The following is a 23,896-nucleotide window of genomic DNA, read 5'->3' as shown; positions in this document are numbered from 1 at the left end:
TCAAGTTCCTAATTCCAGTTGGTTTTTAACCAGTTGATAATAGCTTCCTTTCAGTGCCGTAAGCTCAAAATGACTTCCCTGCTCAATTATCCGGCCTTTATCTAATAAAATTATATTATCTGCATTACTTACTGTACTTAGGCGGTGCGCTACTATCACCACCGTGCGTCCGTTAAAAAACTCGCCCAGGTTATTCATAATTATCCGTTCGTTATTGGCATCAAGGGCATTGGTAGCTTCGTCAAAAAACAGGTATTCGGGGTTTTTGTAAACAGCTCTTGCTATCAGCATCCGCTGCCGCTGTCCCTGGCTTATTCCATTACCTTCGGCGCCTATTTTGGTATTAAGGCCTAATGGTAAACCATCAATAAAATCATGTATGTTGGCAACCTTTATAGCGTGGCGTAGTTTTTCTTTGTCTGGGTATTCATCACCCACCGCAATGTTACGTTCAATACTGTCAGAAAATATAAAGCCATCCTGCATTACCACCCCACACTGGCTGCGCCAGGTTTTAAAGCCAATATTGTTTATGGGGTGTCCGCCTACCTTAATTTCGCCTTTTTGCGGTTCATAAAAACGGAGCAGCAGTTTTAATACAGTGGTTTTACCACTACCGCTCATACCCACAATAGCTGTTGTTTTACCTTGCGGAATTTGAAAACTAATATCTTCCAGCACAGGTTCATTCCCTGCTCCCGGATAACGGAATGTAATGTTGGAAAGACTTAAACTTTTATTTTCGGGCAGGGTATGGTTCCATTCTTTATCCAATGGTTCTTCATCGGCCATCTGGTGAATTTCGTTTAATCGCTCTAAACTGATGCGGGCATCCTGAAACCCTTGTATGAAGCCCAGCAATTGCTCAATGGGGCTGCTTAGTTGGCCCACAATATATTGCACGGCCACCATTGCACCCAAAGTTAAATTACCATTAATAACCGCCTGCGCACTTAAAAAGGTAATAAGCAGGTTTTTGCCTTCGTTAATAAAGGTAGCGCCGCCCTGCTGATACTGGCTTAAGGCAAGGCTTTTAACATTAAACTTAAACAAACGGGCTTGTATATGTTCCCACTCCCAGCGTTTTTGCTGTTCGCAGTTGTTAAGCTTAATTTCCTGCATACCGCCTACCAATTGCACAATGCTGCTCTGGTTTTTTGAAGCCACATCAAAGCTTTTATAATTGAGTTCGCGCCGGCGTTTTAAAAACAGCATTATCCAAATGGTATAAAGGGCGCTGCATGTTGCAAATACCAAAAATATAGTGGCATTGTAATAAGCCAACACAACAGAAAATATTAAAAGGTTAAATAACGAGAATAAAGTACTTAAGGTTGAACCCGTCAAAAAACCTTCAATTTTTTTCTGATCATTCATTCGCTGCATAATATCGCCCGTCATTTTAGTATCAAAAAAGCTGATGGGCAATTTCATAAGCTTAATTAAAAAATCGGTAAGGATGGATATGTTTACCCTGGTGCTGATGTGCAGCAAAATCCACGACCGGATAAAATCAACACTTGCCCGCCCGATGATCAGGGCCGTTTGTGCAAACAGGATAATGTAAATAAAATTAAGGTTACGTGTATTAATACCAATATCAACTATAGATTGTGTTAAAAACGGGGTTATTAACTGTAGTAAACTACCTATACCCAGGCCAAATAAAAGCTGGGTTACCAATTGGCGATAAGTAACAAGGTAGCGCAATAAAAAGCCCCAGCGCAGCTCGCTGCCTTTTTCATCTTCCTGTTCATAAAATAGTGGGGTTGGGCTTAGCAATAATGCTATGCCTTCGCTGCCATCGGCCGTACTTAGCCAGTTGCGGTTAAAATCATCCTCGTTAACCACCACCAGGCCATTTGCCGGGTCGGCTATATAAAATTTATTGTTTTTTATTTTGTAAAGTACCACAAAATGGTTCTGTCTCCAATGTAAAATACAAGGTAATTCGGCTTCTTTCAAGCCGGCAATACTCAGCTTAACTCCTAATGACCTGAAACCTATCTTTTCTATCGCATCGCTCATACCCAACATGGATACGCCCTCCTTGTTGATCTCGCAAAGCTCGCGCAGGTTTTGCAGGCGAAAATTACGCCCGTAATGTTTAGCTACCATGCGTAAACAAGCCGGGCCGCAATCCATTTGATCATGCTGTTTATAAAATACAAACGGTTTCATGGGTAGTGATGTAGGTGTAATATTATTAACAACTGTTTCCCTTTACAATTTATCAAACAACTTTTCAAGGGCAGGATTACTGGGCCTTGGGGCATCCCAGCTAACTACCCTGCCATCCTTATTTAAAATAATGTAACGGGGGATGGACACCTGGCCTTGTTGATAAACAATTTTTTTTATATCCGACTGTAAGTTTTTACCCGCCAGGATATGATAGCCATCTAAATGGTTTTGCGTAACAAGATTAACCCATTGCGTTTTCATTATTGGTATATCTATGGATACAAATACCGATGTTATGTTTTTTTGTTTAAGCTTTGGTTGAAGGCCGGGGTAGAAGGGGAACTCGGCCCGGCAAGGAACGCACCATGTTGCCCATAAATCAATATAAACCGACTTTCCTTTAAAATGCCGTTTTATATCATTAAAGGTATTGTAAGTGGTAATAGTATCTATTGAAATGTTTGTAACCGGTTTAATGGTTTTAGCATTGGCGGCTGCCAATATTAATGACCTGAGCATGGCTATATATGGACTTTTAGGAAAATCATTGCAATACTGAGCAAAGGTGGTTGTGAAATCGAATTCACTGGTGCCAATTATTTTTTGAAATAGTAGTATATCGCCCAATAAAAAATTTTTTATTTCAGTGGGAGCTAATTGATACCCGTTGTAAGGGCCTAATTTATAAGTGTTTGATTTGTTGGCGTTGCTTTCTTCAAGTTTAGATTCATAGTAATAACCTAAAAACATAGCACCAAAGTATGTTTGGGTGTTGGTGATTTTGCCGGGGCCTGCAAAGCTGAATAAGGCATTTTTAATGCGTTGGTATTTATCATTTACCTGACTGTTTTTGTTTTTTTCCTGAAGAGTGGTAATGCCTTTAATTAAATTAAGTGCGTGCATATCCCGGATATCGGTTTTAGCAAGCAGGAAAAACTGAGGGCTTATTTGCTTTAATTTGTATAACGAATCAAGTGGCTGGGTTTGCTCAAAAATAAATTGCCCTATTTTTTTTAACCCCTGGTCTTCACTTTCGTTTGCAAGTGCCAACAATAGGCTTCCGTGGTGATTATAGTTATCAAGTGGTTGAAAATTATATACGTTATACCAGTACTGGCCGGTAGCATTGGTACCTTCAAATTTTAAAGATTTATATTTATCGGGATTGTCAAAATACTTGAAGCTGATATTATCGCCAGGAGCAACAATTAAGTAAATTGTTCTTAAACCAATCCTTACTCTGATAAACACCTCAGATGAAACATTGAAATTTATATTAAATTTATTATTTACAACAGGGTAAATTGTTTGGCGATAATCATTGGGGTGATTTCCAACCGGCAAAAATACGCCTATCCCTGTTGCTCCCTTTATGCCAACCAACTCTCCGCTGATTTTAACATTGCAAAACCCGCATTGGGAAAATAACATGAAGCATAAAAATGATATGTATTTCATATTTGTATAAGTTACGAAGCAAGCTATCAATTTGCATCGATAGCTTGCTTCATTTTGTTAGTTAAATTTAACTAATGGTTACTATGACGCAGGTTCTGTACATTGGCAAGAACCACCGCCGCTGCAATAGGTTTGAAGATCATGATACGCGGCCGATGCTGAGCTGTATGAAGCGCTCCAGGTACCTGCGCCATTGCACTGGCAGTTACAAGCCAATTTTCCACCAGTAATGGCTTTCATCTCTTCTCTTGAAAGTTTTTTCTGCATTTCCATAATAATAGTTATGTTTTAAAATCGATAGTCAATTTCACCTGACAAATAGTGGCATACATTATCGAAGTACATGCTCCTTCACCTTTGGCCAAAAAGTATTTTGAACGCTTATTCAAGCATATATTTTAAATCGGGTAGTTGGTAAATATTTGGAAGGCGGTATCCGTTAAGTAATAAAGCCGGAGTTGCCGTAACCTCAGCCATTTGGCACCAGGCTTTTTGCTGGTCTATTTTATAAAATTCTGTTTCATTTAGTTGTACCGGGTAGGCTTTTGCCCATGCATCGTAGCTTTTTTGCTTTTGCCTGTACCAATCATGCAGGGCATGTTTAACAATGGTTTTATCGGCCAGCTTATTAAGCGCCATCAGATGACGGCTTACCGGGGTTTTAATATCACTGTCGTTATTGTTGGCGGTAAATATAATACGCGCCTGTAAATTTGGATTTTGGTTAAGCCAGTTATCAAGCACCTGGTGGGTTTTACTACAGGGCGGGCAGTAAGGGTTGGTTACCATCGTGATAATATTATCGGCCTCGGCGTTGCCCAAAACGATGCTCCAGTCTTCGGCAGGCATAGCGTACCGGGGCTGTGCTTTAAGCATATTATTAAACAATTCAACATTGTATTTAAATGTTCGTAATTGTTTTTTCAGGGGGGATAAAAGCTGTAGCCTGAGCAGGTAAGGTTTTACTATTGCCCACAATACAATGGGCACTAACAGGCATATAACCAGGCTGCTTAAGCCGGCAGCGGTAAACACCGGCACCCCGGTTATGTTTGATAAAGCCATGGTAATAAACTCCAGCCACAATATGGCCTGCACCGTACAACAAAGCAAACACCATTGTTTAGCAATGCGGGCCTGATAATAAATAGAGTAAAATGTATATGGCAGGCTTACCAGGTTAAGCGCAAGCAATGTGTACCAAACTAAAGCCGAACCATCACCAAAAAGCAACAGCAACCACGTGCCTGCAAAATAAAGAAAGCCAACTTCGCTCCAGCTAAGCCATGCAAATACGTTTGCCGCTTTGGATGTTAAAACAGCATTACAATTGCTTTTACCTACGCTTTGACACAGTTTTTGCACCAATGGATTGTTGCCGTCAATACCCTGGATAAGCAATAATACCGTGGTAGCCAGCCCGGATGTTTTAACGATGGTTAAAAATGCTTTTTGCCACGTTAAATTAACAAGGTAAGTTGAATGGATAATTAATGAACCTGAAAGTATAATTAATATACCGGCAATAATAGCAGGTAACCGATAGCTTGCAACCGATAGTTTTGTTTTAGCCTGGCGTTCCAATAAATCGCTGCTTTTTTCGGCGGTTAGCACAACGCCACCAAAAAACTTATCAAAAGTTGTCCGTGGTAATTTCTGTTTCCCTTTATCGTTATAAAAAAACACTTCCCCGGCGTTTAATTTATCTACTACAATAAACTCACCGTCGCCCCTGTTAAGGTTGGTAATAAAAGGGCAGGGTACCTTGCCCGCATCGTGTATGCTAACCTGGTAGGCAGCATTATTCACGTTAAAATTTTGTAATACATCACTTATAGCCAACAAGCTTGGATAGTCTGGGTGTTTGCTTAATTCAGCTACTATTTCATGAGCGGGAATATTTATCCGTAAACATTTTAAGAGCATGATGACCACGGCATCAGCATTTTCATAATTATTGATAAACAGCATTCAGGTAGATTTTCGTTGAAGTTAATCTCTGTTTCTATCAGTCGCAACCCGTATTTTAACGGGTTACTATCACCGTTAAAATACGGGTTGTATATATGAAAAATATTCTTATAATATTTGGAGTGCTGTTCGCCGGGCGCTGTAAATGCCGGGATGAAACAGGCCCCGGCCGGGATTTACCATCATAAATTGGAGCACACGTGAAATTGCAGGTACGGAGGCTAAAGATTGTTTTTTTCGGCTCTGACCTGCACGCTTATCTTTTAACGGTGCAAACACACAAACATTTGCCGCAATAGCTGATAGACTTGCAACCTCATTTGCCAATTTTCCAAATAGCGTGCATCCAACCGTGTTTTAACGATATATCGCAGCGGATATAGTAATTAAAATTGCTAACTAACTGATTTTAAGCAATTTATTTAATTGGCCCGTATTTGGTTATCAGGGTTATAACCAAAGCAAAACTCATTTACACTTAACACAATTACCATGAACGCATTTTTTGTACTCACCCACATTACCATGGCTGTATGCATGTTCATTATTTTATATACATCCCTATTAAAGAACGCGAGGCCGCAGACCGAAATAAAAAAATGGCTTACTCTTTTTGCCTCGTTCAAATTAAAACCCGTAAGGCTAACCAGCTTCCAGCTATATCGTACCGCCACAGCGCTCATCACGATAATTATGAGGTGACATAGGGCATGCGCACCAGTATTTTAAGAAATACTTAAGTAGGCAGAGCGCCAACTACACAACACATGCTTAAAAGGAGGCGACCTTTAATAATTATGGCTCGGGTGCAATGGCAGCCGGCTGTTCTGTATCATCAAAACTTTCCCAAGCATACTGGATGCTTTTCATCCTGATATAATAGGGAATAATAGCAATTAACTCCAGCCGAACTAAAGCCGTGATCGGATTCAACAATCGACAAAATAATGGCTACGGGCATGATAACTAAAAATGCGGTAAAAACCATAGCCGTTAAGCTGGCCTGGCAACGCCAGCACAGCCGGGTAATAACTTATTTAAGATCGACGTTGAATTTACCGTTGGTAATTGTTTTGGTTGCGCCAGAGTTGTTTGCTGCAATTAAAGTTCCGTTAAAAGTGCCTTGTATATTGGTGCTGGTGATGGATGATATAGTTATTGATGCCGGATGATTGCCTGTGTAATCAATAACATAAGCGTTAGCAAAATTACTGCTGCCGCTAATTTTATAGATGATTAAAATTCCGAAAGGTGGGTTGTAATTTTTAGTCAGGCTGTATGTGCCCACAGCAATGGGGTTTGGCGAATATATATCCAGTTCCATTTTATCGGCGGTAGCGGAGGTACCGGTTTTTGCCGAAACGAAAGCCGAGTAATACGTTGCGGTATTGCGATAGCCCGAGCTATCAACAGTAATGAAATTTTCACTGGTTCCGTCGATAGTTGCTGATATAGCACTGCTGGCTGCCACCACTGGCGCGGTGGTTTTATTGCACGATTGCCAAATAAATGCCAAACAAACAGCAAAAATGGACAATTTTATCATCTGCGTTGCTTTCATTTCCGGTTGATTTTATTAGTATGAATGTAAGGTTTTTTTGAATTAAAAATAACGTTGGTCCATGTAAATTATTCCTTACAGAACCGTGGCTGCCTGCAACCGCAGTGCCCTCAATAATACTGTAAATAAATACGTTAAACAGGCAGGCCATCGCTTTTAAAAGTTGATCCTGAAGAAAGGTAGCTCCTAAGGACAAGACACAACACCCCGGATGTTCAATTTCATCCGGGTGTTTTTGTATACCCGCAGCTTGCGTTAAGGATTGCAGTGAAAAGCCCACAGCGCGGGCAGGCCGGGGCGGCAAAGGCAAAGCGAGGACTTGTAACGGAAAGCCTGACCGCCGCTTCTACCAGCGGGGGGAACGCCCTGTTCGTTCATTGGTTCACTGGTTCATTGGTGAAAAGTTTAGTACCTGCAAGGCGATTATTGAATTGGCAAAGCCGAAAAACAACGCTTTACTTGCCAGCCCTATCCCGCTATCCAACTAATGAACCAATAAATTTGCATATATGTAGTTAACTACGTAGATTTGTACATAAATAAATTATTATGAATACTTCACTTGAAATTACCCCCTTAAACAACGCTTACTGTGAGCAGATCATCGATATCATACTACCCATACAGCAAATAGAATTTAACGTGCCTATCACCCTTAAAAGTCAGCCCGATTTGCTGGATATTGAAAGCAATTACCACCAAAACGGCGGCACTTTCCTGGGCGCCAAAATTGATGGTGAACTGGTGGGCACCATAGCCTTAATAGCCATCGACGGTAAGGCCGGTGCCTTGCGCAAAATGTTTGTGCGTAAAGAGTACCGGGGCAAAGAACTGGGCATTGCGCAGCGTTTGCTGGATGAATTGATTGCTTATTGCAGGCAGCAGGATATTACAGCTATATACCTGGGCACGGTAGATATGCTGAAGGCGGCACACCGCTTTTACGAAAAAAATGGCTTTACCCAATTGGCCAAACAGCACTTGCCGCCATCGTTTCCGTTGATGGGTGCCGATAATATTTTTTATGAGTTACATTTGAACAATTAACCACAAGCAGATGAACGTTATTGATGAATCGGGCATTTTAGCCATTAGTACCCGGCTGCAGCGCCTTGCCGATACCCTGCGCAAGGATGGCGTGCTGATTTACAAAGCCAACAATATTGATTTTGAGCCCAAGTGGTTCCCGGTTATTTATACCCTGCATTATAAACCTGTACTTAGCGTTGTGGAGCTGGCAAATGAAATTGGGTACACCCACCCTTCCACCATCAGCCTGCTGAAGGAGTTGGAAAAAGAAAAACTTATCCGGTCGAAAAAAGACAAGGCCGACGAGCGCAAACGCCTCGTGCTGCTCACCGCCAAAGGCCAGGAACTGGTGGAGCGCATGCGCCCCATTTGGGCCATCATCAAAGCCGCCGCCGCCGAACTTACCAACACGCAAAACAACATCATGAAGGCCATCGACGAAGTAGAAGAGCAAATAAGCCTGCAAAGCTTTTTCGCCCGGGCACAGCGATTAAAGGGGGAGAAGTAAACCGCCCGGATTTTTTGTCGGATGGCGTTTGGAACGCTCGTTTCAAAATGAGGGGGAGGATTTCTTTACAAACATCGGCTGTTGGATTGTTTGGGGAGGTGGCCGAAAGACTATCGCCCGCCTGCAAAAATACCGGGTGCCTGGCAAGGGGTAGTAAAGGTGTAGCAAGTAGTTAACAATAGCTTGCCGGGGGTGTGGCAGGTATATATGAAGGGTTGGCGAGGGGGTAATATTTTACGCTGATTTTTATAAAAATGGGGTGGTGCAATAGCCAATTTTCTCGCAAAACCCAGAAGCCCGAACACAAAAACCAAAACCCCGAACACTTAATTAATTAAATAACAATACCTTACACGTTCGGCAGTTTTCCCCGAACAGTAAGGTGTAAATCCGAACACCCGTACCGCGCTGTTAAACTGGTGTTATTTTTGCTTGTGTTAAAAATTGCAATCGGCAAACCAAACTGGCGGTTGCAAACCGGCAACTGCCAACTAAATTTGCTATTTTTACACTACACATGGATTTTAATTTAACTTCCCAATACTTCCCCACCGGCGATCAGCCTGAGGCCATCAGGCAACTGGTTGAGGGTGTAAACAATGGCGATCCGTTCCAGACCCTTTTGGGGGTTACGGGCTCGGGTAAAACTTTTACGGTGGCCAACGTTATCCAGCAAACGCAAAAGCCCACGCTGATACTGAGTCACAATAAAACCCTTGCGGCCCAGCTTTATGGCGAGTTTAAGCAGTTTTTTCCCGAGAACGCAGTTAACTATTTTGTATCCTATTACGATTATTACCAGCCCGAGGCTTTTATACCCACCACTAACACCTACATTGAAAAGGACTTACAGATAAACGAGGAGATTGAAAAGTTGCGCCTGCGCACAACCTCGGCCCTGATGTCGGGCCGCAGGGATGTGATTGTGGTGTCCTCGATATCGTGCATTTACGGTATGGGTAACCCCGAGGATTTCGCGCAGTCGGTATTCAAATTCGCGGTGGGCACCCGCATCAGCAGAAATGCTTTTTTACACCGCCTGGTCGAGATATTGTACGCCCGCACTACAGCCGATTTTAAGCGCGGCACTTTTAGGGTTAAGGGCGATACGGTTGATATTTTCCCAGCCTATATGGACCATGCTTACCGCATTTCCTTTTTTGGCGATGATATTGAGGAACTTACAACATTTGATGTAAGCACCGGCAAAACCATCGAAAAAATGACCCATATGGTGGTTTACCCTGCCAACCTGTATGTGGCCCCGCGTGAACGCTTTGTGCAATCTATCTGGGCTATACAGGAGGAACTGGAAACCCGCAAAAAACAATTCATAAACGATGGTCGTTTCCTGGAAGCCAAACGCCTGGAAGAAAGGGTTAATTACGACCTCGAGATGATCCGCGAACTGGGCTACTGTTCTGGTATCGAGAACTATTCGCGCTTTTTCGATGGCCGTTTGCCTGGGGCGAGGCCCTTCTGTTTATTGGATTATTTCCCGGATGATTACTTGATGGTTATAGATGAGAGCCACGTAACTGTACCCCAGATCAGGGCGATGTATGGTGGCGATAGGTCGCGCAAGATGTCGTTGGTCGATTATGGCTTTAGGCTGCCGGCGGCATTGGATAACCGGCCGCTCAACTTCCAGGAGTTTGAAAAGCTGGCGCCGCAAACGGTTTATGTAAGCGCGACTCCGGGCGATTTTGAACTGGAAAAATCAGAAGGTGTAGTAGTACAACAGGTTATACGCCCCACTGGGTTGCTTGACCCAATCATCGAAATACGCCCGGTGATAAACCAGGTGGATGATTTGTTAGATGAGGTTGACCGCACCATAAAAATGGGCGACCGCATATTGGTAACTACACTCACCAAACGTATGGCCGAAGAATTAGCTAAATATATGGACAGGCTGGGTATTAAATGCCGTTACATTCACTCCGAAGTAAAAACACTGCAAAGGGTTGAAATTTTAAGGGGATTACGCCTGGGCGAGTTTGATGTATTGATAGGGATAAACTTATTACGTGAGGGATTAGATTTGCCGGAGGTATCGCTGGTGGCCATCCTGGACGCTGATAAGGAAGGTTTCTTACGGTCGGAACGTTCGTTGATCCAAACCATTGGCCGTGCCGCACGTAATGATCGCGGGCGGGTTATCATGTATGCCGATAAAATTACCGACTCAATGCAGATAACGATGGATGAGACTAACCGCAGGAGAGAAATCCAAATTGCATACAATACAGCGCATGGCATTACACCAACTACAGTCGGCAAATCAAGGGAGGAGATCATGGAGCAAACATCGGTTGTCGACTTTAAAGGCGGGGTACAAAAGGCTTATGTAGAAGCTGATATGGCAACGTTAGCCGCCGACCCTATCGTTCAGTACATGACCAAACCCGATCTGAAAAAATCGATAGACAACACCAAAAAAGAGATGCTGGCCGCAGCCAAAAATATGGACTTTTTATTGGCAGCCAAACTGCGCGATGAAATGTTTGCATTGGAGAAGATGATGGAGGAAAAGTTTTGATTTGAAAATTTGAGGGTTTGAAAATTTAAAAATGGGAAGTCACAGCATCTTCAAATTTTCAAATTGCCAAATCTTCAAATTGAATCGTTATTTTTGATTAAAAAAAGTTATGCAACTATCTGATCTTGATCTTACTAAAAGCTATTCGTACGCCGATTACCTTCAATGGACGTTTGAGGATAGGCTTGAATTGATTAAAGGTAAGATTTTTAAAATGACGCCGGCACCGGCATCAAAACACCAATACATCTCTTGGATTATTGCAAGTGAATTATACGCCTATTTAAAAGGAAAGAAATGTAAAGCCTATCCAGCACCTTTTGACGTTCGCCTCCCACGCAGGGGCGGGGACGAGGACAAAAAGATATTTACAGTGGTGCAGCCTGACATATGCGTTATATGCAACCCTTTACAGGTTGATGCCCGTGGTTGTACAGGTGCACCTGATATTGTTGTCGAAATTCTTTCTCCCGGAAATAATCAAAAGGAACTTCGTAATAAGTATGAAGTATATGAAGAAGCTGGTGTTAAAGAGTACTGGATAGTATCCCCGCAAGATAAAACTTTTTTAAAATACACATTGACAAACAGTGCTTACCAGCCATCAAAACTAATGACGATGGGCGATATCATTACAACAGAAATACTCCCGGGACTTGAATTGAGCCTTGAAATAGTTTTTGCAGATAATTAAATGCAGATGCGCAAATTATAAATGTGCAAATATGCAGATGAAAAAATTGCACGATAGGTTTGATACCTGATTGTAAAATGATTGCAAGATTTGTCCGTCTGCATACCTGAAAATCATCTGCACATCTGAAATCTGCACATTTGCACATCTATCCATACATCTAAAAAACAATTTCTCCGTTATATACTTATATTTGTAAGCTTAAAATTAATCAGATGTTACTTATTCGTTTCCTGATCATATCAATTTGTGTTTTATACATTATTCGCAGTTTAATGCGTTACCTGATACCTGCTTTGTTTCAAAGCGTTATCAATAAAGCGCAACAACAGGCTCAGCAGCAGCAAAACTATCAGCAAAGAAAGCCCGAAGGCGCCATAAAAGTTGATTACATTCCCGAAGGAAAAAAAGGCAAATTACCGGATACCGAAGGTGAATTTGTTGATTATGAAGAAGTAAAATAGACCTTTTATGCTGCCCGACGAAGTATACAAACGACGCCCAAACCACAATAATACGCCCGAGTCGATAACATTGATTATTGCAAATTTTATTGTTTTTGCTGCGGCTACGCAATTATTTGTATCTGCTGCCAGGATCAATACTTTTTTTTGGGTGATAGTTGGCACACTGGCGGTTTATAACTTTTTTAATATCCGTAAATACCGTGAAGATTATAATAAAGCGCAGGTGATAGCTTACGTTTTAAGCCTCGTTATCATGGTTATTTTCTTTTTTGTAATGCGCGGCCGCTCCTAAGGCTGTTAAGTAATTCCTTTACAACTAATAATTCCTATTCCCGTTCAATTTTCTATTTTTGAGGAATTAATATCCATTTCAAAAAACTTAAATGAATAACTGGTTCAAGCGCAATAGTGTCCATCTCATTATTGTAGCAATTTTCATAGCAATTTCCTTTGCTTACTTCATTACTCCGCTAACACAGGGTAAAGTATTATTTCAAAGTGATGTATCTCAGGCACAGTCCATGCAAAAAGAGATCAATGATGTTAAGGCCGCTACCGGCAAAGCACCGTTATGGACCAATCAAATGTTTGGTGGCATGCCGGCTTACCAAATCTGGGCTTCGTTCCCCTCAAACATTACCTCACATGTTATTGATGTTTTAAAGGTGGTATTCCCTAACCCGGTTGATACTATACTGCTTTATCTATTAGGTGCATACCTGTTATTCAGCGTATTGCGGCTTTCGCCCTGGCTGGCAGCCGCGGGGGCAATAGCTTTTGCGTTTTCGTCGTACAATTTTATTTATATCACCGCGGGGCATAGTAACCAGGCTTATGCTATTGCATTTTTTGCGCCTTTGCTTGCGGGCATTATTTTAACGTTACGTGGCCGGTACCTTTTAGGTGCTTCGCTTACAGCGTTTTTCCTGGCAATGGAGATCCGCAGCAATCACGTGCAAATGACTTATTACCTGCTGTTATCTATAGCTATATTATTGGGTATAGAGCTTTATTATGCTATAAAAGACAAGCAGACCAAGCCATTTTTAAAGTCGATGGGCTTTTTGGCGGCAGGTATAGTGTTGGCTATCGCGGTAAATGCAGGTACTTTATGGACAACTTATGAATACAGCCAATACACTATCAGAGGCAAAGCAAACTTAACCGCCAAAGGCACAGACGGCCCTAACCATGGATTAGATAAGGATTATGCTTACACCTGGAGTCAAAGCGTTGGCGAGTGCCTTACCTTTTTAGTGCCTAACGCTTATGGCGGTGGCAGTAGCACGGTTGCCGGCGACGACTCCAAAGCTGTAAAAATATTAACCGATAAAGGTGTTGATGCAGGCCAGGCGCAGGGGTTTGTTTCCCAATCATTGTATTACGGGAATAAACCAAGTACATTTGGCCCCTGGTATTTTGGCGCAGCCATATGCTTTCTTTTCATTTTGGGCCTGCTTATTGTTAAAAACCGCATTAAATGGTGGGTTTTAGGAGCGGTATTGTTAAGCATGCTGTTATCATTCGGTAAAAATCTGCCTTTCCTGTCCGATTTCTTTTTCAACTACGTACCCATGTACAACAAGTTCAGGGCGGTTGAATCAACTCTGGTAATCGCGGCATTTTGCTTCCCTATATTGGCACTGCTTGCTGTTAACGAAGTTATTACCAATACAGACAAGGCATTTATTTTCAAGCGTGCTAAAATTGCGTTTTATATTACGAGCGGCTTATTATTAATTATGATAGGGGTTCCGCAGATATTGTTAAGTTTCAAGGCTGATGAGCATGCGGCATTTGTGGCCAACCTTACCCAAATATTCAAAGGCGACACCAGCACTGCAAATTCTGTTGCCAACGCAATAATAGATGATAGGGAAAGCCTTGAACGTGCAGACGCTATCCGCTCGCTAATTTTCGTTTTGTTAACTGCAGGCCTGTTATGGTTAATTATCGAACAAAAAATCAAAGCGAATATTGCTGCCTTAGTCCTGGCCGTTATTGTTATAATTGATATGTGGGGCGTTGATAAGCGCTACCTGAAGGATGCAAACTTTGTAGCCAAATCCGACCTGGAACAGCAATATACACCACGCGAGGTTGACCAGTTTATTATGAAAGATACCGATCCAAACTTCCGCGTATTTGACATGACATCGGGCGATCCTTTTCATGACTCACACTCATCTTATTTTTATAAAACTGTAGGCGGTTTCCACTCAGCAAGGTTGAGAAGATTTGATGAATTGATTCAAAACCAATTTACCAAAAGCGTAAACCATGATGTACTGGATATGCTGAATACTAAGTACATCATCACTGTTGACCCTAAATCGGGCAATGCCGGTATGCAAGCTAACCAAACCGCCTGTGGCAACGTATGGTTTGTAAAAAGCGTAAAATTTGCCGATAACGCCGACCAGGAGATGCAAGCCATCAGCAGCTTCTCGCCAAAAGATGAAGCCATTGTCGATAAACAATATAAAAGCATGATTGATGGAAAATCGGTGGGTGCCGATCAAGCTCCAACTACCACTATAAAACTAACCAAATATGAGCCGGAGCACCTGACCTATGAAAGCAGCAGCCCGGTAGCACAGGTGGCCGTGTTTTCAGAAATTTATTACGATAAAGGCTGGAGCATGACTATTGATGGTAAAGAATCGCCTTACTTCCGTGCCGATTATTTATTAAGGGCTGCAGTTATTCCTATCGGCAATCACACCATCAAATTCGATTTCCATCCCACATCTTATTATGCAGGTGAAAATATATCTTTAGCGGGATCTATATTATTGGTATTGGCTTTAGGTGGTGCAGCTTATACTGAAACTAAGAAAAAGCCAGCTGCTAAGCCAGCTGCAAAAAAAGCTTAATACTTAGCAGATTAAAATTATCTGACAAAGAGCGATGGGCGAAAGTTCATCGCTCTTTTGTTTTCTGATAAAATCATAAGTATTTTGTAAATTTACATTATGAGCAATTTACTCGAAAGAATTACTGTTGATCCGGCTATATGCCATGGCAAAGCGTGTGTTCGTCACATGAGGTGGCCTGTCGAGGTTATCATTGACCTGATAGCTTCAGGAATGTCATTTGATGATATTTTGAACGACCATCCCGAGCTGGAAAAAGAAGATATACTTGCCTCCTTATCTTACGCCAAAATCAGCTTATCAGGTAAAACTTTAGAAGAAGTTAACTAATGAACTTTTTAGTTGATGTTCATTTACCTATAATGCTTTCGAAATTCCTTAGTAACCAAGAAGGCTGTATAGCAATACATGTTAACCAGATATTGCAAAAATGGAATACCACTGATGCCGAGATCTGTAAATATGCTGATGAAAACGACATGGTGGTAATCACAAAAGATCAGGACTTTAAAGATTTTCACTTTGTTAATAAAACACCAAAAAAGATCATCAGAATTACTTTAGGAAATATTTCAAACAACGATTTAGTGTCGGTTTTTATGAAGAATTTACCCCTCATCTTACATATGTCATCAAAAGAAGCTTTTTATCTTGAGATTGGGAAGGAACGGATTACCTCAATTGGTTAATCATTTGTCCGCTTATTCTTGAGCCAATACCATCCAAGATTAAAAGCTATCACAAAATGATTTAATACTGTTGGAATCAAACCATAATATCGCTTCATAATATCAAAACGTTCCTGTAAACTCTGGCGATGCTTCTTTTTCGACATCCCGCCTACCAGGTATCTGGCAACATACCTGTTTACATTGACTATCTTTTTCGCTTTTTTCGCAGCGCGGATAATCCATTCAATATCTGCACTTAACTGATATTGCCTGTCGTATGGTTCGGCTAATGTCCGCCTTACATAAATAGCCTGGTGACTGATACTCATGCCGTACTTGAACCCGCGCCAGGTAAACTTTTCCGGGGCCTTATGACGGCGCTGGCCTAAACTTTCGCCACTGTCTGCTATCATTTCAGTTTCGCCGTAATACATATCGGCATCAGCAGCGGCCGCAAAGACAGCGGTTACGGTATCTGCATCAAAAAACTCGTCGCCGGAGTTCATGAAAATCACGTAATCGCCGCTGGCAATGGCAAGTCCTTTGTTCATCGCATCATAAATGCCTTTATCCTTCTCACTAATGATCTTGCTTACACGATCCTGGTATTTCGTAATCACCTGCAAAGTTCCATCTGTAGAAAGGCCATCTACAATGATATACTCAATATTGTTATAGGTTTGATTTAAAACCGACAAGATGGTACATTCAATATCGCGCACGTTATTGTATACTATGGTTATAACGCTAAGCTTAGGATTAAACATCGGCGCCTCCCGTACTCTTTAACAGCCCTTCATAAAGTTCGATGTGCTTTTTGGCAATCACCTCTTCAGAAAATGTTTCCACTACCGTATCCCTGGCCTGCTTTTGCAGCAACTGTGGCTGGGGATGTGTAATAACCCACTCCATACCATCTGTAAAGCTCTCTGCCGAACGATAGGTGGCCAGGTAGCCATTATATTTATGCCTAACCATATCTGGGATACCGCCCGTTGTAAAGGCTATTACGGGCGTTCCGCAGGCCAGGCTTTCCATAACAGTATAAGGCAGGTTATCTTCAAGGGAAGGAATCAGGAATGCATCGGCAGCCGCATAATACAATGCCAGCTGTTCGTCGTTATTTATGGTGCCTAAAAAGCTGGTTTTAAATGGGAAATCCGGCAGACCTTCCGTTCCGCGATTACCAAAGACAATAAGTTCTATTTTTCCGGCATTGACGCCTAAACGCTGCTTCAGCAATTCCATGCTGTCCAGCAAATATTGGGTGCCCTTATGCGAATCTTTGCGCGACGGCATAAACCCGCTTAAAAAAATGAATTTGTCAGTTGGCAAACCCGCCTTTTCTTTTGCCTGTTGTTTGGCAATTGGTTTAAAAATATCAGTTTCGAGGGAGTTGGGTATATGATGAACGGCTTTGCCTTGCATCAGGCTGCTGGTGGCTATTGATTGCTGCATCCACAAGCTCGGAGCAATTATGGCAAAATCCAATACTTTATAAGCTTCCTTTTTTTGCTTCCAGATCTGGTGCGAAATATCGTTATCCGAAGGCTTAATCAGCAGAGGGCAGTTACCGCATTCGCGCATAAAATGATCGCAGGCATAACGTACATGGCAACCGCCGGTAAAGGCATTGCTATCGTGAAAGGTCCATACAACAGGCTTATTGAGTTTGGCAATCCCGGCAATATGCTTCGGATCAATAAAACCATGATTAATCCAGTGCAGGTGAATAATATCGGCATTCTTAACATCCGGGTGATGGATGACAGAACGGCCAAACCAGGCAAATGAAAACGGTGTTTTCATCAGTGGCTTTAAAAAACGTTTGGCCAAAATCCGCTCCAATATGATCGTAAAGGCAGTGTATGATTTTTGGATTTTGTTGGAATTGAACGTACCTATTTGCGGGTTGCTGCCAAATTTATAATGCACCAGCATTTTTGATCCTACTCCCTGGCTTATTAATGCCCGGTTAAGCCGCATGGCTCCGCGACCTGCGCCGCCGTTGCCATCATAGGTATTAAGATGCACTACTTTTAACATGCCCCAAAAATACGTTTATTCCTATTAACCGAAATTATGGAAATCAGCCTACCCTTTGTTTAACAAACCTTACGGCACGCTGCAGTAAAGTACCTTTACGATGTGCCAGGAAGTGCTTAATTGCCTGGTATGCCTTCTCGTCTTCTTCTACTACATCCGGGAATTTTTTTACCGGTTGCTGCGAAATATGCACATCGTACATATTCTCTTTATTGCTATGAAAGCCTGTACCATCGTGCCCAATGTTGTTAATTAGCGATTTGGCCGGATTTAGGGTAAGGCCCCCTTTTAAAAATATAGAAGCATACCAGCGAATAGCCCATGAATTATTTTTACCTGCCTTAAACTCTTTAATCTGTTTCCAGAAATTCATTTTACCTTCTATAGAAAACTTAAGGATATTGACCGTATCAAACTGGGCTATCAGTTTATCAATATCGGGTTCAAAGCTATCCCAGGCACGTGCCCAGGTTGCCCAACCCCAACTGCTTGCAGCACGGTAAAAGAAGGCCTCGGGCAGGTCTTTTTCCTTCAGGTTGTACATATAGGCGCCTATATGCATCACTTTATCATTGTTTGCGTAGCGGGTTAATGCCTCGTTAAAGTATTGCAGGGTATACGGCGATGATAACAGATCATCTTCAAAAACAATTACTTTACCATATTCATAAACCAACTGTGTAACGCCGCTGATGATCGACTCTGCCAAACCAAGGTTATGATCGCGCAGGATAACTTTTACCGATTTAAAGCCAGATGTTTCTTTAGCAACCTGCCTTACCTCCTCAACTTTGGCCCGGTCCGCTTCTGTTTTGGGTGCATCACAAAAAATATACAGGCGGGATTCATCTGCCAGTACATTTTTTTGCAAATGGATGATGGTACGGCGCATATGATCGGGCCGGTTGTATACAAACAGGGCTATAGGGGCAAGTTTTTGCATCGATCAGGTTAAAGTCAGAATAATTCGGGTTGATGGTCGGCTTTTTTACACAAAACGGTATAAGCGTTGGCAAATTGTTCACGCACCTTTTTTCCCATCAATTTACTTAGGATTTGCTTAACTGAATATTCGGCTGCTATTTTCAAATTTTTCAGTAAGCTCTTCGTTTTCCTTTGATTAACGTAGGTATTAAACCTTGTAACCTCCGGTTCAATCATCGATGTAAGGTCATTCTCCAGCTCGAAACCCTCGGTACTTAACAAATACCGCAGCGAGGTGGGGGTGTACACATTGATGTGACCGTAAGCCAAAAAATGTTTAATCCGTGTATCAACGCCCGTTTTATAATCGCGCGGAACCTCGATAACACAACGTTTTGCAACGCGTTTTATCTCTCGCAGTAAAATGCGCTCATGCTCGACATGTTCCAGCACATGCGACAGAATGATCAGATCAAAGCTATCATCGGCAAAAGGCAATTTATAACCATCAAATACCTGAACCGATTTTAGATTGGGTATCTGGCGCGATTGTATATATCCTACGCCGCTTTCAGAGATCTCGACAGCATGATACTCAGATGCAAAGTTATTTTCGGATAAGATTTTTAAGATACTGCCATCGCCGGCTCCCACTTCCAACACTTTGGCAAACATGAGCCCTTTGCATATATCCATAATATGCTGCGCTTTGTATTTTGCTCCCAGCATTCGCCAGGCTTCATCGTGTTTTTCGTAAAATTGATCGTAAGCGGTTTTATAATCACCGCCAATAATTGATTCCTGCATTATTTACGAAGGTAAAATTATAGCTTTAATTATCTCTTCTGTTTTAAGCGAATTATTATTTAATAATGGCTTTAAGCTTGCGCCAGGTGGAATTTATTTTCTCGTTCACATCTTCCGAGATCTTAAACAGATAGGTCATCAGGATATAAACCAACGTTGTTACTCCGCTACGTAGCACTATATCGAGGTATAAATTAGGCATGCGCCAAAAATATTTACCAGTAAAAAAACTCACCGCCGATACTACCAACACCAGCAGATGCCTGTAATTGAATGGCTGCATTTTAAAGCGGTATTTAATGTAAAACCAGGTGCAGAAGTTTAAACCTGTCATAGTAATTAAATAAGCTATAGCAGCCCCCATTCCTCCAATTTTAGGGATCAGGATATAGTTTAAAACAATACAAAAAATACTGGCCAACAAAACCAATATGGTAATGAGTTTATACTTATGCGAAGTAGTGATGATATAGGTATTTAACCCGCCGGTTATGTCAACCAAAAATCCGAGACCTATCACCAGAAAAAGCGTAAAGTATTTAGGATCGGTAAACTCTTTATTGCGGGCAATGGCATACAAGTTTTCGCGGTTAATAATTATACCGATAAACAACAGGCATCCAAATACCATTTGAATGATAGAGGTTTTAGCATACACGTCGGCAATATTTTCCATGTTTTTTGATTTCCATGCATCTGCAACGATGGCATAGGTTGTTCTGCTCAAAGCAGTGGCCGGCACACTTATCAATAACGCGATATTGAAATACCAACTGTAAATACCCTGCACACTATCCCCTGCCATTGAACTTAGCATCAAAGTATCTACTTTTTGCAGCAGCACATACACCGCGCTTGCAACTAAAGTAAACAAGCCAAAATTTACAATCTCTTTCTTTTTTATGATTTTAAAACTGCCATTATTTACGCCGTAAGCAAATTTACCGGTGCTCATGATGCTTAAAAGCAGCAATAAAGAAATTAAACCATTGCTACCGATGTACAAGAATATAAAATCTTCAAAGTTTATCCATTTGCCCGCTATCATCAATAAATAAACAGTTGTAAGCAACCGCAGCAAAACATTTTGCAGAAAATTGGAATAAATAGTTTGATAAACCACCCGGCCGGTCATTTCCAGGTAGTTGAACACTACTATAAATAACGAAAGCGGAATAAGGTAATAGTAATATTTGGCAAAAAATACCGAATTACCTGCATACGCGCCCAATATTACCGGCTTAAGCGCAATGTACAATACAGTGGCTAACGCGAACCCGGCAAGGGTTAAACCTGCCACCCAGTGCATAAAACCGTTATGTTTATTATCTTCGGTACGATAAAAAGGAAAGTATTTGGCTATAATACTTGGCGCCCCCATACTGGCCACCAACGAATATAAAACCGATACGCTGATGATCAGATTATAAAAACCGTATTGCCCGGCATTGGTAAAAAACGGGAAAAGCAAAACAGTGTTTATATAAGCTACCGCCATGCCCGCATACGAGAGGATGGTATTTTTATAAACCTGCTTTTTTACTATTCCCATGCCAGCAATTAATATTTAATACCAATACGACCGGTATAATCTATCCTGTTTAACAGCAATGGTAATTTTTGGGCTTCAATATACTCATCAACTGCTTTGCGCGCGCCTTCCCAATGGCCATAATCGTCGATAATGATAACGCCACCTGGCACCAGTAAGGGATATAAGTGCTCCAACTCATGAGCAGTGGATTCATACCAATCGGTATCCAGCCTTAGCAAGGCTATTTTGCCGGGCATGGTTTGCGGGATGCTATCTTCAACCTTTCCTTTTACATAATGCACCTTCGCTGCTGGATAATTGAGGGTGCCTACATTCTTTTGTACCTCATCTAATGCCGAGTAGCACCAAACGGATGTTGGATCGTCCTTAGCACTGCTGTTCATCAATTCATCAGCCCCTGTGCCTGTAAATATCTTATCGTGCTCAGTAGGTTCCGACATACCTTCAAAAGTATCATACAAATAGATATTCCTTGTAATATCTCCAGCTTTCATTAAGGTATCTATTGCCGCCATGGTACTGCCGCCCCGCCAAACACCACATTCCACAAAATCGCCATGAATATTATTTTTCACAAGGTAGTTTACAGCATTGCATAACGAGGCAATCCGCTCCGGCGTGGTCATGGTATATGTTTTTACCTTGTAGTATGTATCAAGCGTCGCTTTTTCAAAATCGGCAGGCAGGCCGTTAACAACAAGGCGTTTATCGGGCTTTACCAGGTCGTAGCCTAAATTCTTGATCACCTTGTGCATCAGTTTTTTTAACATGTTAATTTTTTTTTATTGATTGCTTTATTATACTGGTAAGTGTTTTTATTCTGTCCCTAATATCATAATTATTACGGATATGGGTTGCCTCCTTTGCCCCAAGTGAGGCTGCAAGTTCAACATCTTCTGCAATTCTTATCATACAGGCAGCCATCCCTTCTATATCATGTTCAGCAACAAGAAAGCCTGTTTCCCCGTTAATCACAGCTTCCTTTATGCCAGTATGCTGTGTACTTACAATAGCCAAACCAGAGGAACCCGCTTCTAAAATAGTCACGGGAGTACCTTCTTTATCTCCGTTGGCGGCTGTTACTGAGTGTTGCACAAAACATCGCGACTGCTGTATTAACGCTTTGATCTGGTCGGTTTTCAACACCCCGGTTAGTGTTATTCGCCCGTCAAGCCCCAATTCGGTTACTAAAGATTTGGTTTCATCAAACAAAGGTCCCTGGCCAACCATCCAAAGTTTAGCGTCGGGAATTTTGTCAGCCACCAACTTAAAAGCCTTCACTATCGATTGAGGCGATTTCTTTTCTACAAAGCGCCCAACAGCCAAAAAATTCCTTTTTGTTCCGGCAATATTTAGTTGAGGAAACTTAATGGTATCAACTCCACAGGAAGCATTGGTTATTTTACCTGCGGGTGCCCCCAGATTGATTAAATCAATCACCATATCTGCCGATACGGATATAAACGCACTTCCGTATTCAAACAATTTATTATAAAGCTTGCTGTAGCTTTTTACCGTTTCCCTGTGGTAAACATCGGCACCATGAAAATGCGTAGTTAATGGCACATTCGCAAGTTTACAAGCTTCGGTCACCATGGCCCCTACCATTCCATATTCCGCAAATACGGCATCGATTTTTTCCTTTTTCAGGTAGTTAACCAAGGCTATCGTTCGCACCCGGATACTCTTTTTTTTAAATAACCTTTTTTGTATTAAATAACTTAACAATCCAAGTTTGGAACGGATAAGAAACTTTCCTTCGTGGTCATAAACAGGAAAAGCACCGCCGTATAACACTTTTTTATCACCAGGCAACCTGTCAATGTGCTCCTGTACAAATGTTTCAGAAAAAGCGTCTTTGTTCGGCTTTATAATACAAAGATTAAATGCATCCATTACACGACACCCTTGCTTTTTTGAGCTACAACTACATATAGGGAGGCATCACGGTCGCGTTGCGCCTGAGAGTGTATTTTATCAAACAGCCGAATAAAACTTTGCATCACAAACGCAAAAGGCGGCACCAAAAATTTAGGTAACTTTAAAAGGATGGCATCCTGAAAAAGCTGAATACCGCTTGCGGCAAGACCCATGATACCATGAAAAGACTCCACCTCAAAACCTTCGGCTTCAATGGTCTTTCTTAATCCGGCACTTGTCCACCTCCAGTAATCATACGGCGTGGGGTGATAATACCAATACCCATGGGTAGTAAGGATAATTTTGCCGCCGGGTTTTAGAAGGCGTAAAGCCTCGGAAAGATAACTATGGGGAGAATCCACATGCTCCAGTACCTGGTTAGATAAAATGATATCGCAATAATTATCGGGCAAAGTTGTTTTGCTATCATAATCAATATGATAATCTGCCAGAGGATTTATATCGAGGTCTACACCAATGTATTTACCTACCATTGGCTCTATAACTGATCGGTACGGCATGTCGCCACACCCAAAATCAATAAGTTGCAGTTTATTGCTACCGGCAGTTAATTCCTGCATTATTTTTAAAGTGGCATCACGCAGCTTTGTTAAATGAACATATCTGGTAGAAAACAAGGTTGGATTAAGCCGGCTATTGCTATTCATAACCGCAAATTTAAT

The 23,896-nt window shown here is 41.7% G+C and carries 23 protein-coding genes; 10 read left to right on the top strand and 13 right to left on the bottom strand.

The annotated features are described in order from the left end of the window. The 4 genes from AC1RM2_RS20255 to AC1RM2_RS20240 all read right to left on the bottom strand — a co-directional run bounded on the left by AC1RM2_RS20255 (window position 1) and on the right by AC1RM2_RS20240 (window position 5,613). Complete coding sequence (locus tag AC1RM2_RS20255; protein WP_492986971.1) at window positions 1-2,181, bottom strand: peptidase domain-containing ABC transporter; 2,181 nt, start codon at window positions 2,179-2,181, stop codon at window positions 1-3. Window positions 2,182-2,223: 42 nt separating this feature from the next. Next, window positions 2,224-3,642, bottom strand: coding sequence for a TlpA family protein disulfide reductase (locus AC1RM2_RS20250; RefSeq protein WP_492986970.1), 1,419 nt, complete (start codon window positions 3,640-3,642; stop codon window positions 2,224-2,226). An 81-nt stretch (window positions 3,643-3,723) separates the two neighbouring features. After that, a complete protein-coding gene (locus AC1RM2_RS20245) occupies window positions 3,724-3,915 on the bottom strand; it encodes a bacteriocin-like protein (protein ID WP_492986969.1) in 192 nt (63 codons plus the stop codon). Between the two features lie 108 nt (window positions 3,916-4,023). Beyond that, window positions 4,024-5,613, bottom strand: coding sequence for a vitamin K epoxide reductase family protein (locus AC1RM2_RS20240; protein WP_492986968.1), 1,590 nt, complete (start codon window positions 5,611-5,613; stop codon window positions 4,024-4,026). 492 nt (window positions 5,614-6,105) lie between these two features. Between AC1RM2_RS20240 and AC1RM2_RS20235 the strand changes: the two genes are divergently transcribed. After that, window positions 6,106-6,315 (top strand): hypothetical protein, encoded by a 210-nt coding sequence (locus AC1RM2_RS20235; protein WP_492986967.1) that lies wholly within the window; start codon window positions 6,106-6,108, stop codon window positions 6,313-6,315. A 331-nt stretch (window positions 6,316-6,646) separates the two neighbouring features. On the opposite strand, the gene AC1RM2_RS20230 is transcribed toward AC1RM2_RS20235, so the two are convergent. Continuing rightward, window positions 6,647-7,174, bottom strand: a complete 528-nt coding sequence (locus tag AC1RM2_RS20230; protein ID WP_492986966.1) for a hypothetical protein — start codon at window positions 7,172-7,174, stop codon at window positions 6,647-6,649. Window positions 7,175-7,723: 549 nt separating this feature from the next. On the opposite strand from AC1RM2_RS20230, the gene AC1RM2_RS20225 reads away from it, so the two are divergent. The 9 genes from AC1RM2_RS20225 (at window position 7,724) to AC1RM2_RS20185 (ending at window position 15,979) form a co-directional block, all read left to right on the top strand. Then, window positions 7,724-8,221, top strand: coding sequence for a GNAT family N-acetyltransferase (locus tag AC1RM2_RS20225; protein ID WP_492986965.1), 498 nt, complete (start codon window positions 7,724-7,726; stop codon window positions 8,219-8,221). Window positions 8,222-8,231: 10 nt separating this feature from the next. Then, on the top strand, window positions 8,232-8,711 hold the full coding sequence (locus AC1RM2_RS20220; RefSeq protein WP_492986964.1) for a MarR family transcriptional regulator: 480 nt from the start codon (window positions 8,232-8,234) through the stop codon (window positions 8,709-8,711). Between the two features lie 517 nt (window positions 8,712-9,228). After that, on the top strand, window positions 9,229-11,253 hold the full coding sequence (uvrB, locus tag AC1RM2_RS20215; protein ID WP_477389135.1) for an excinuclease ABC subunit UvrB: 2,025 nt from the start codon (window positions 9,229-9,231) through the stop codon (window positions 11,251-11,253). Window positions 11,254-11,362: 109 nt separating this feature from the next. Next, a complete protein-coding gene (locus AC1RM2_RS20210; RefSeq protein WP_492986963.1) occupies window positions 11,363-11,947 on the top strand; it encodes a Uma2 family endonuclease in 585 nt (194 codons plus the stop codon). Window positions 11,948-12,162: 215 nt separating this feature from the next. Further along, window positions 12,163-12,411, top strand: coding sequence for a DUF4834 family protein (locus AC1RM2_RS20205; protein ID WP_477353918.1), 249 nt, complete (start codon window positions 12,163-12,165; stop codon window positions 12,409-12,411). A gap of 7 nt (window positions 12,412-12,418) precedes the next feature. Continuing rightward, window positions 12,419-12,706 carry a hypothetical protein gene (locus AC1RM2_RS20200; protein ID WP_492986962.1) on the top strand — a complete coding sequence of 96 codons (288 nt, stop codon included), beginning with the start codon at window positions 12,419-12,421 and terminating at the stop codon, window positions 12,704-12,706. A gap of 91 nt (window positions 12,707-12,797) precedes the next feature. Next, window positions 12,798-15,290, top strand: coding sequence for a YfhO family protein (locus AC1RM2_RS20195; protein WP_492986961.1), 2,493 nt, complete (start codon window positions 12,798-12,800; stop codon window positions 15,288-15,290). A 99-nt stretch (window positions 15,291-15,389) separates the two neighbouring features. Continuing rightward, complete coding sequence (locus AC1RM2_RS20190) at window positions 15,390-15,620, top strand: DUF433 domain-containing protein (protein WP_492986960.1); 231 nt, start codon at window positions 15,390-15,392, stop codon at window positions 15,618-15,620. Continuing rightward, on the top strand, window positions 15,620-15,979 hold the full coding sequence (locus tag AC1RM2_RS20185; protein ID WP_492986959.1) for a DUF5615 family PIN-like protein: 360 nt from the start codon (window positions 15,620-15,622) through the stop codon (window positions 15,977-15,979). Before AC1RM2_RS20190 ends, AC1RM2_RS20185 begins: the two co-directional genes overlap by 1 nt. Here the strand turns inward: AC1RM2_RS20185 and AC1RM2_RS20180 are convergent. From AC1RM2_RS20180 to AC1RM2_RS20145, 8 genes are read right to left on the bottom strand one after another with little or no spacing between them, the layout of a single operon-like run. After that, window positions 15,976-16,728 (bottom strand): glycosyltransferase family 2 protein, encoded by a 753-nt coding sequence (locus tag AC1RM2_RS20180; RefSeq protein WP_492986958.1) that lies wholly within the window; start codon window positions 16,726-16,728, stop codon window positions 15,976-15,978. The two genes, AC1RM2_RS20185 and AC1RM2_RS20180, sit on opposite strands and share 4 nt — an antisense overlap. Further along, window positions 16,721-18,007 (bottom strand): glycosyltransferase, encoded by a 1,287-nt coding sequence (locus AC1RM2_RS20175; RefSeq protein WP_492986957.1) that lies wholly within the window; start codon window positions 18,005-18,007, stop codon window positions 16,721-16,723. The genes AC1RM2_RS20180 and AC1RM2_RS20175 overlap by 8 nt, the downstream gene beginning before the upstream one ends. 43 nt (window positions 18,008-18,050) lie before the next feature. Next, on the bottom strand, window positions 18,051-18,950 hold the full coding sequence (locus AC1RM2_RS20170; protein WP_492986956.1) for a glycosyltransferase family protein: 900 nt from the start codon (window positions 18,948-18,950) through the stop codon (window positions 18,051-18,053). Between the two features lie 14 nt (window positions 18,951-18,964). Beyond that, window positions 18,965-19,738: a class I SAM-dependent methyltransferase gene (locus AC1RM2_RS20165; protein WP_492986955.1), complete on the bottom strand. Its 774-nt coding sequence runs from the start codon at window positions 19,736-19,738 to the stop codon at window positions 18,965-18,967. Window positions 19,739-19,793: 55 nt separating this feature from the next. Further along, window positions 19,794-21,290 (bottom strand): lipopolysaccharide biosynthesis protein, encoded by a 1,497-nt coding sequence (locus AC1RM2_RS20160; RefSeq protein ID WP_492986954.1) that lies wholly within the window; start codon window positions 21,288-21,290, stop codon window positions 19,794-19,796. Window positions 21,291-21,298: 8 nt separating this feature from the next. Then, entirely contained in the window at window positions 21,299-22,063 is a 765-nt protein-coding gene (locus tag AC1RM2_RS20155) for a TylF/MycF/NovP-related O-methyltransferase (RefSeq protein ID WP_492986953.1), read from the bottom strand. Between the two features lies 1 nt (window position 22,064). Next, complete coding sequence (locus tag AC1RM2_RS20150) at window positions 22,065-23,189, bottom strand: glycosyltransferase (protein WP_492986952.1); 1,125 nt, start codon at window positions 23,187-23,189, stop codon at window positions 22,065-22,067. After that, complete coding sequence (locus tag AC1RM2_RS20145; protein ID WP_492986951.1) at window positions 23,189-23,881, bottom strand: class I SAM-dependent methyltransferase; 693 nt, start codon at window positions 23,879-23,881, stop codon at window positions 23,189-23,191. Before AC1RM2_RS20145 ends, AC1RM2_RS20150 begins: the two co-directional genes overlap by 1 nt. Window positions 23,882-23,896 lie beyond the last annotated feature (15 nt).

This window comes from Mucilaginibacter sp. GW822-FHT03E02 (assembly GCF_058801545.1).
This window is presented reverse-complemented; position numbering and strand designations above follow the sequence as displayed.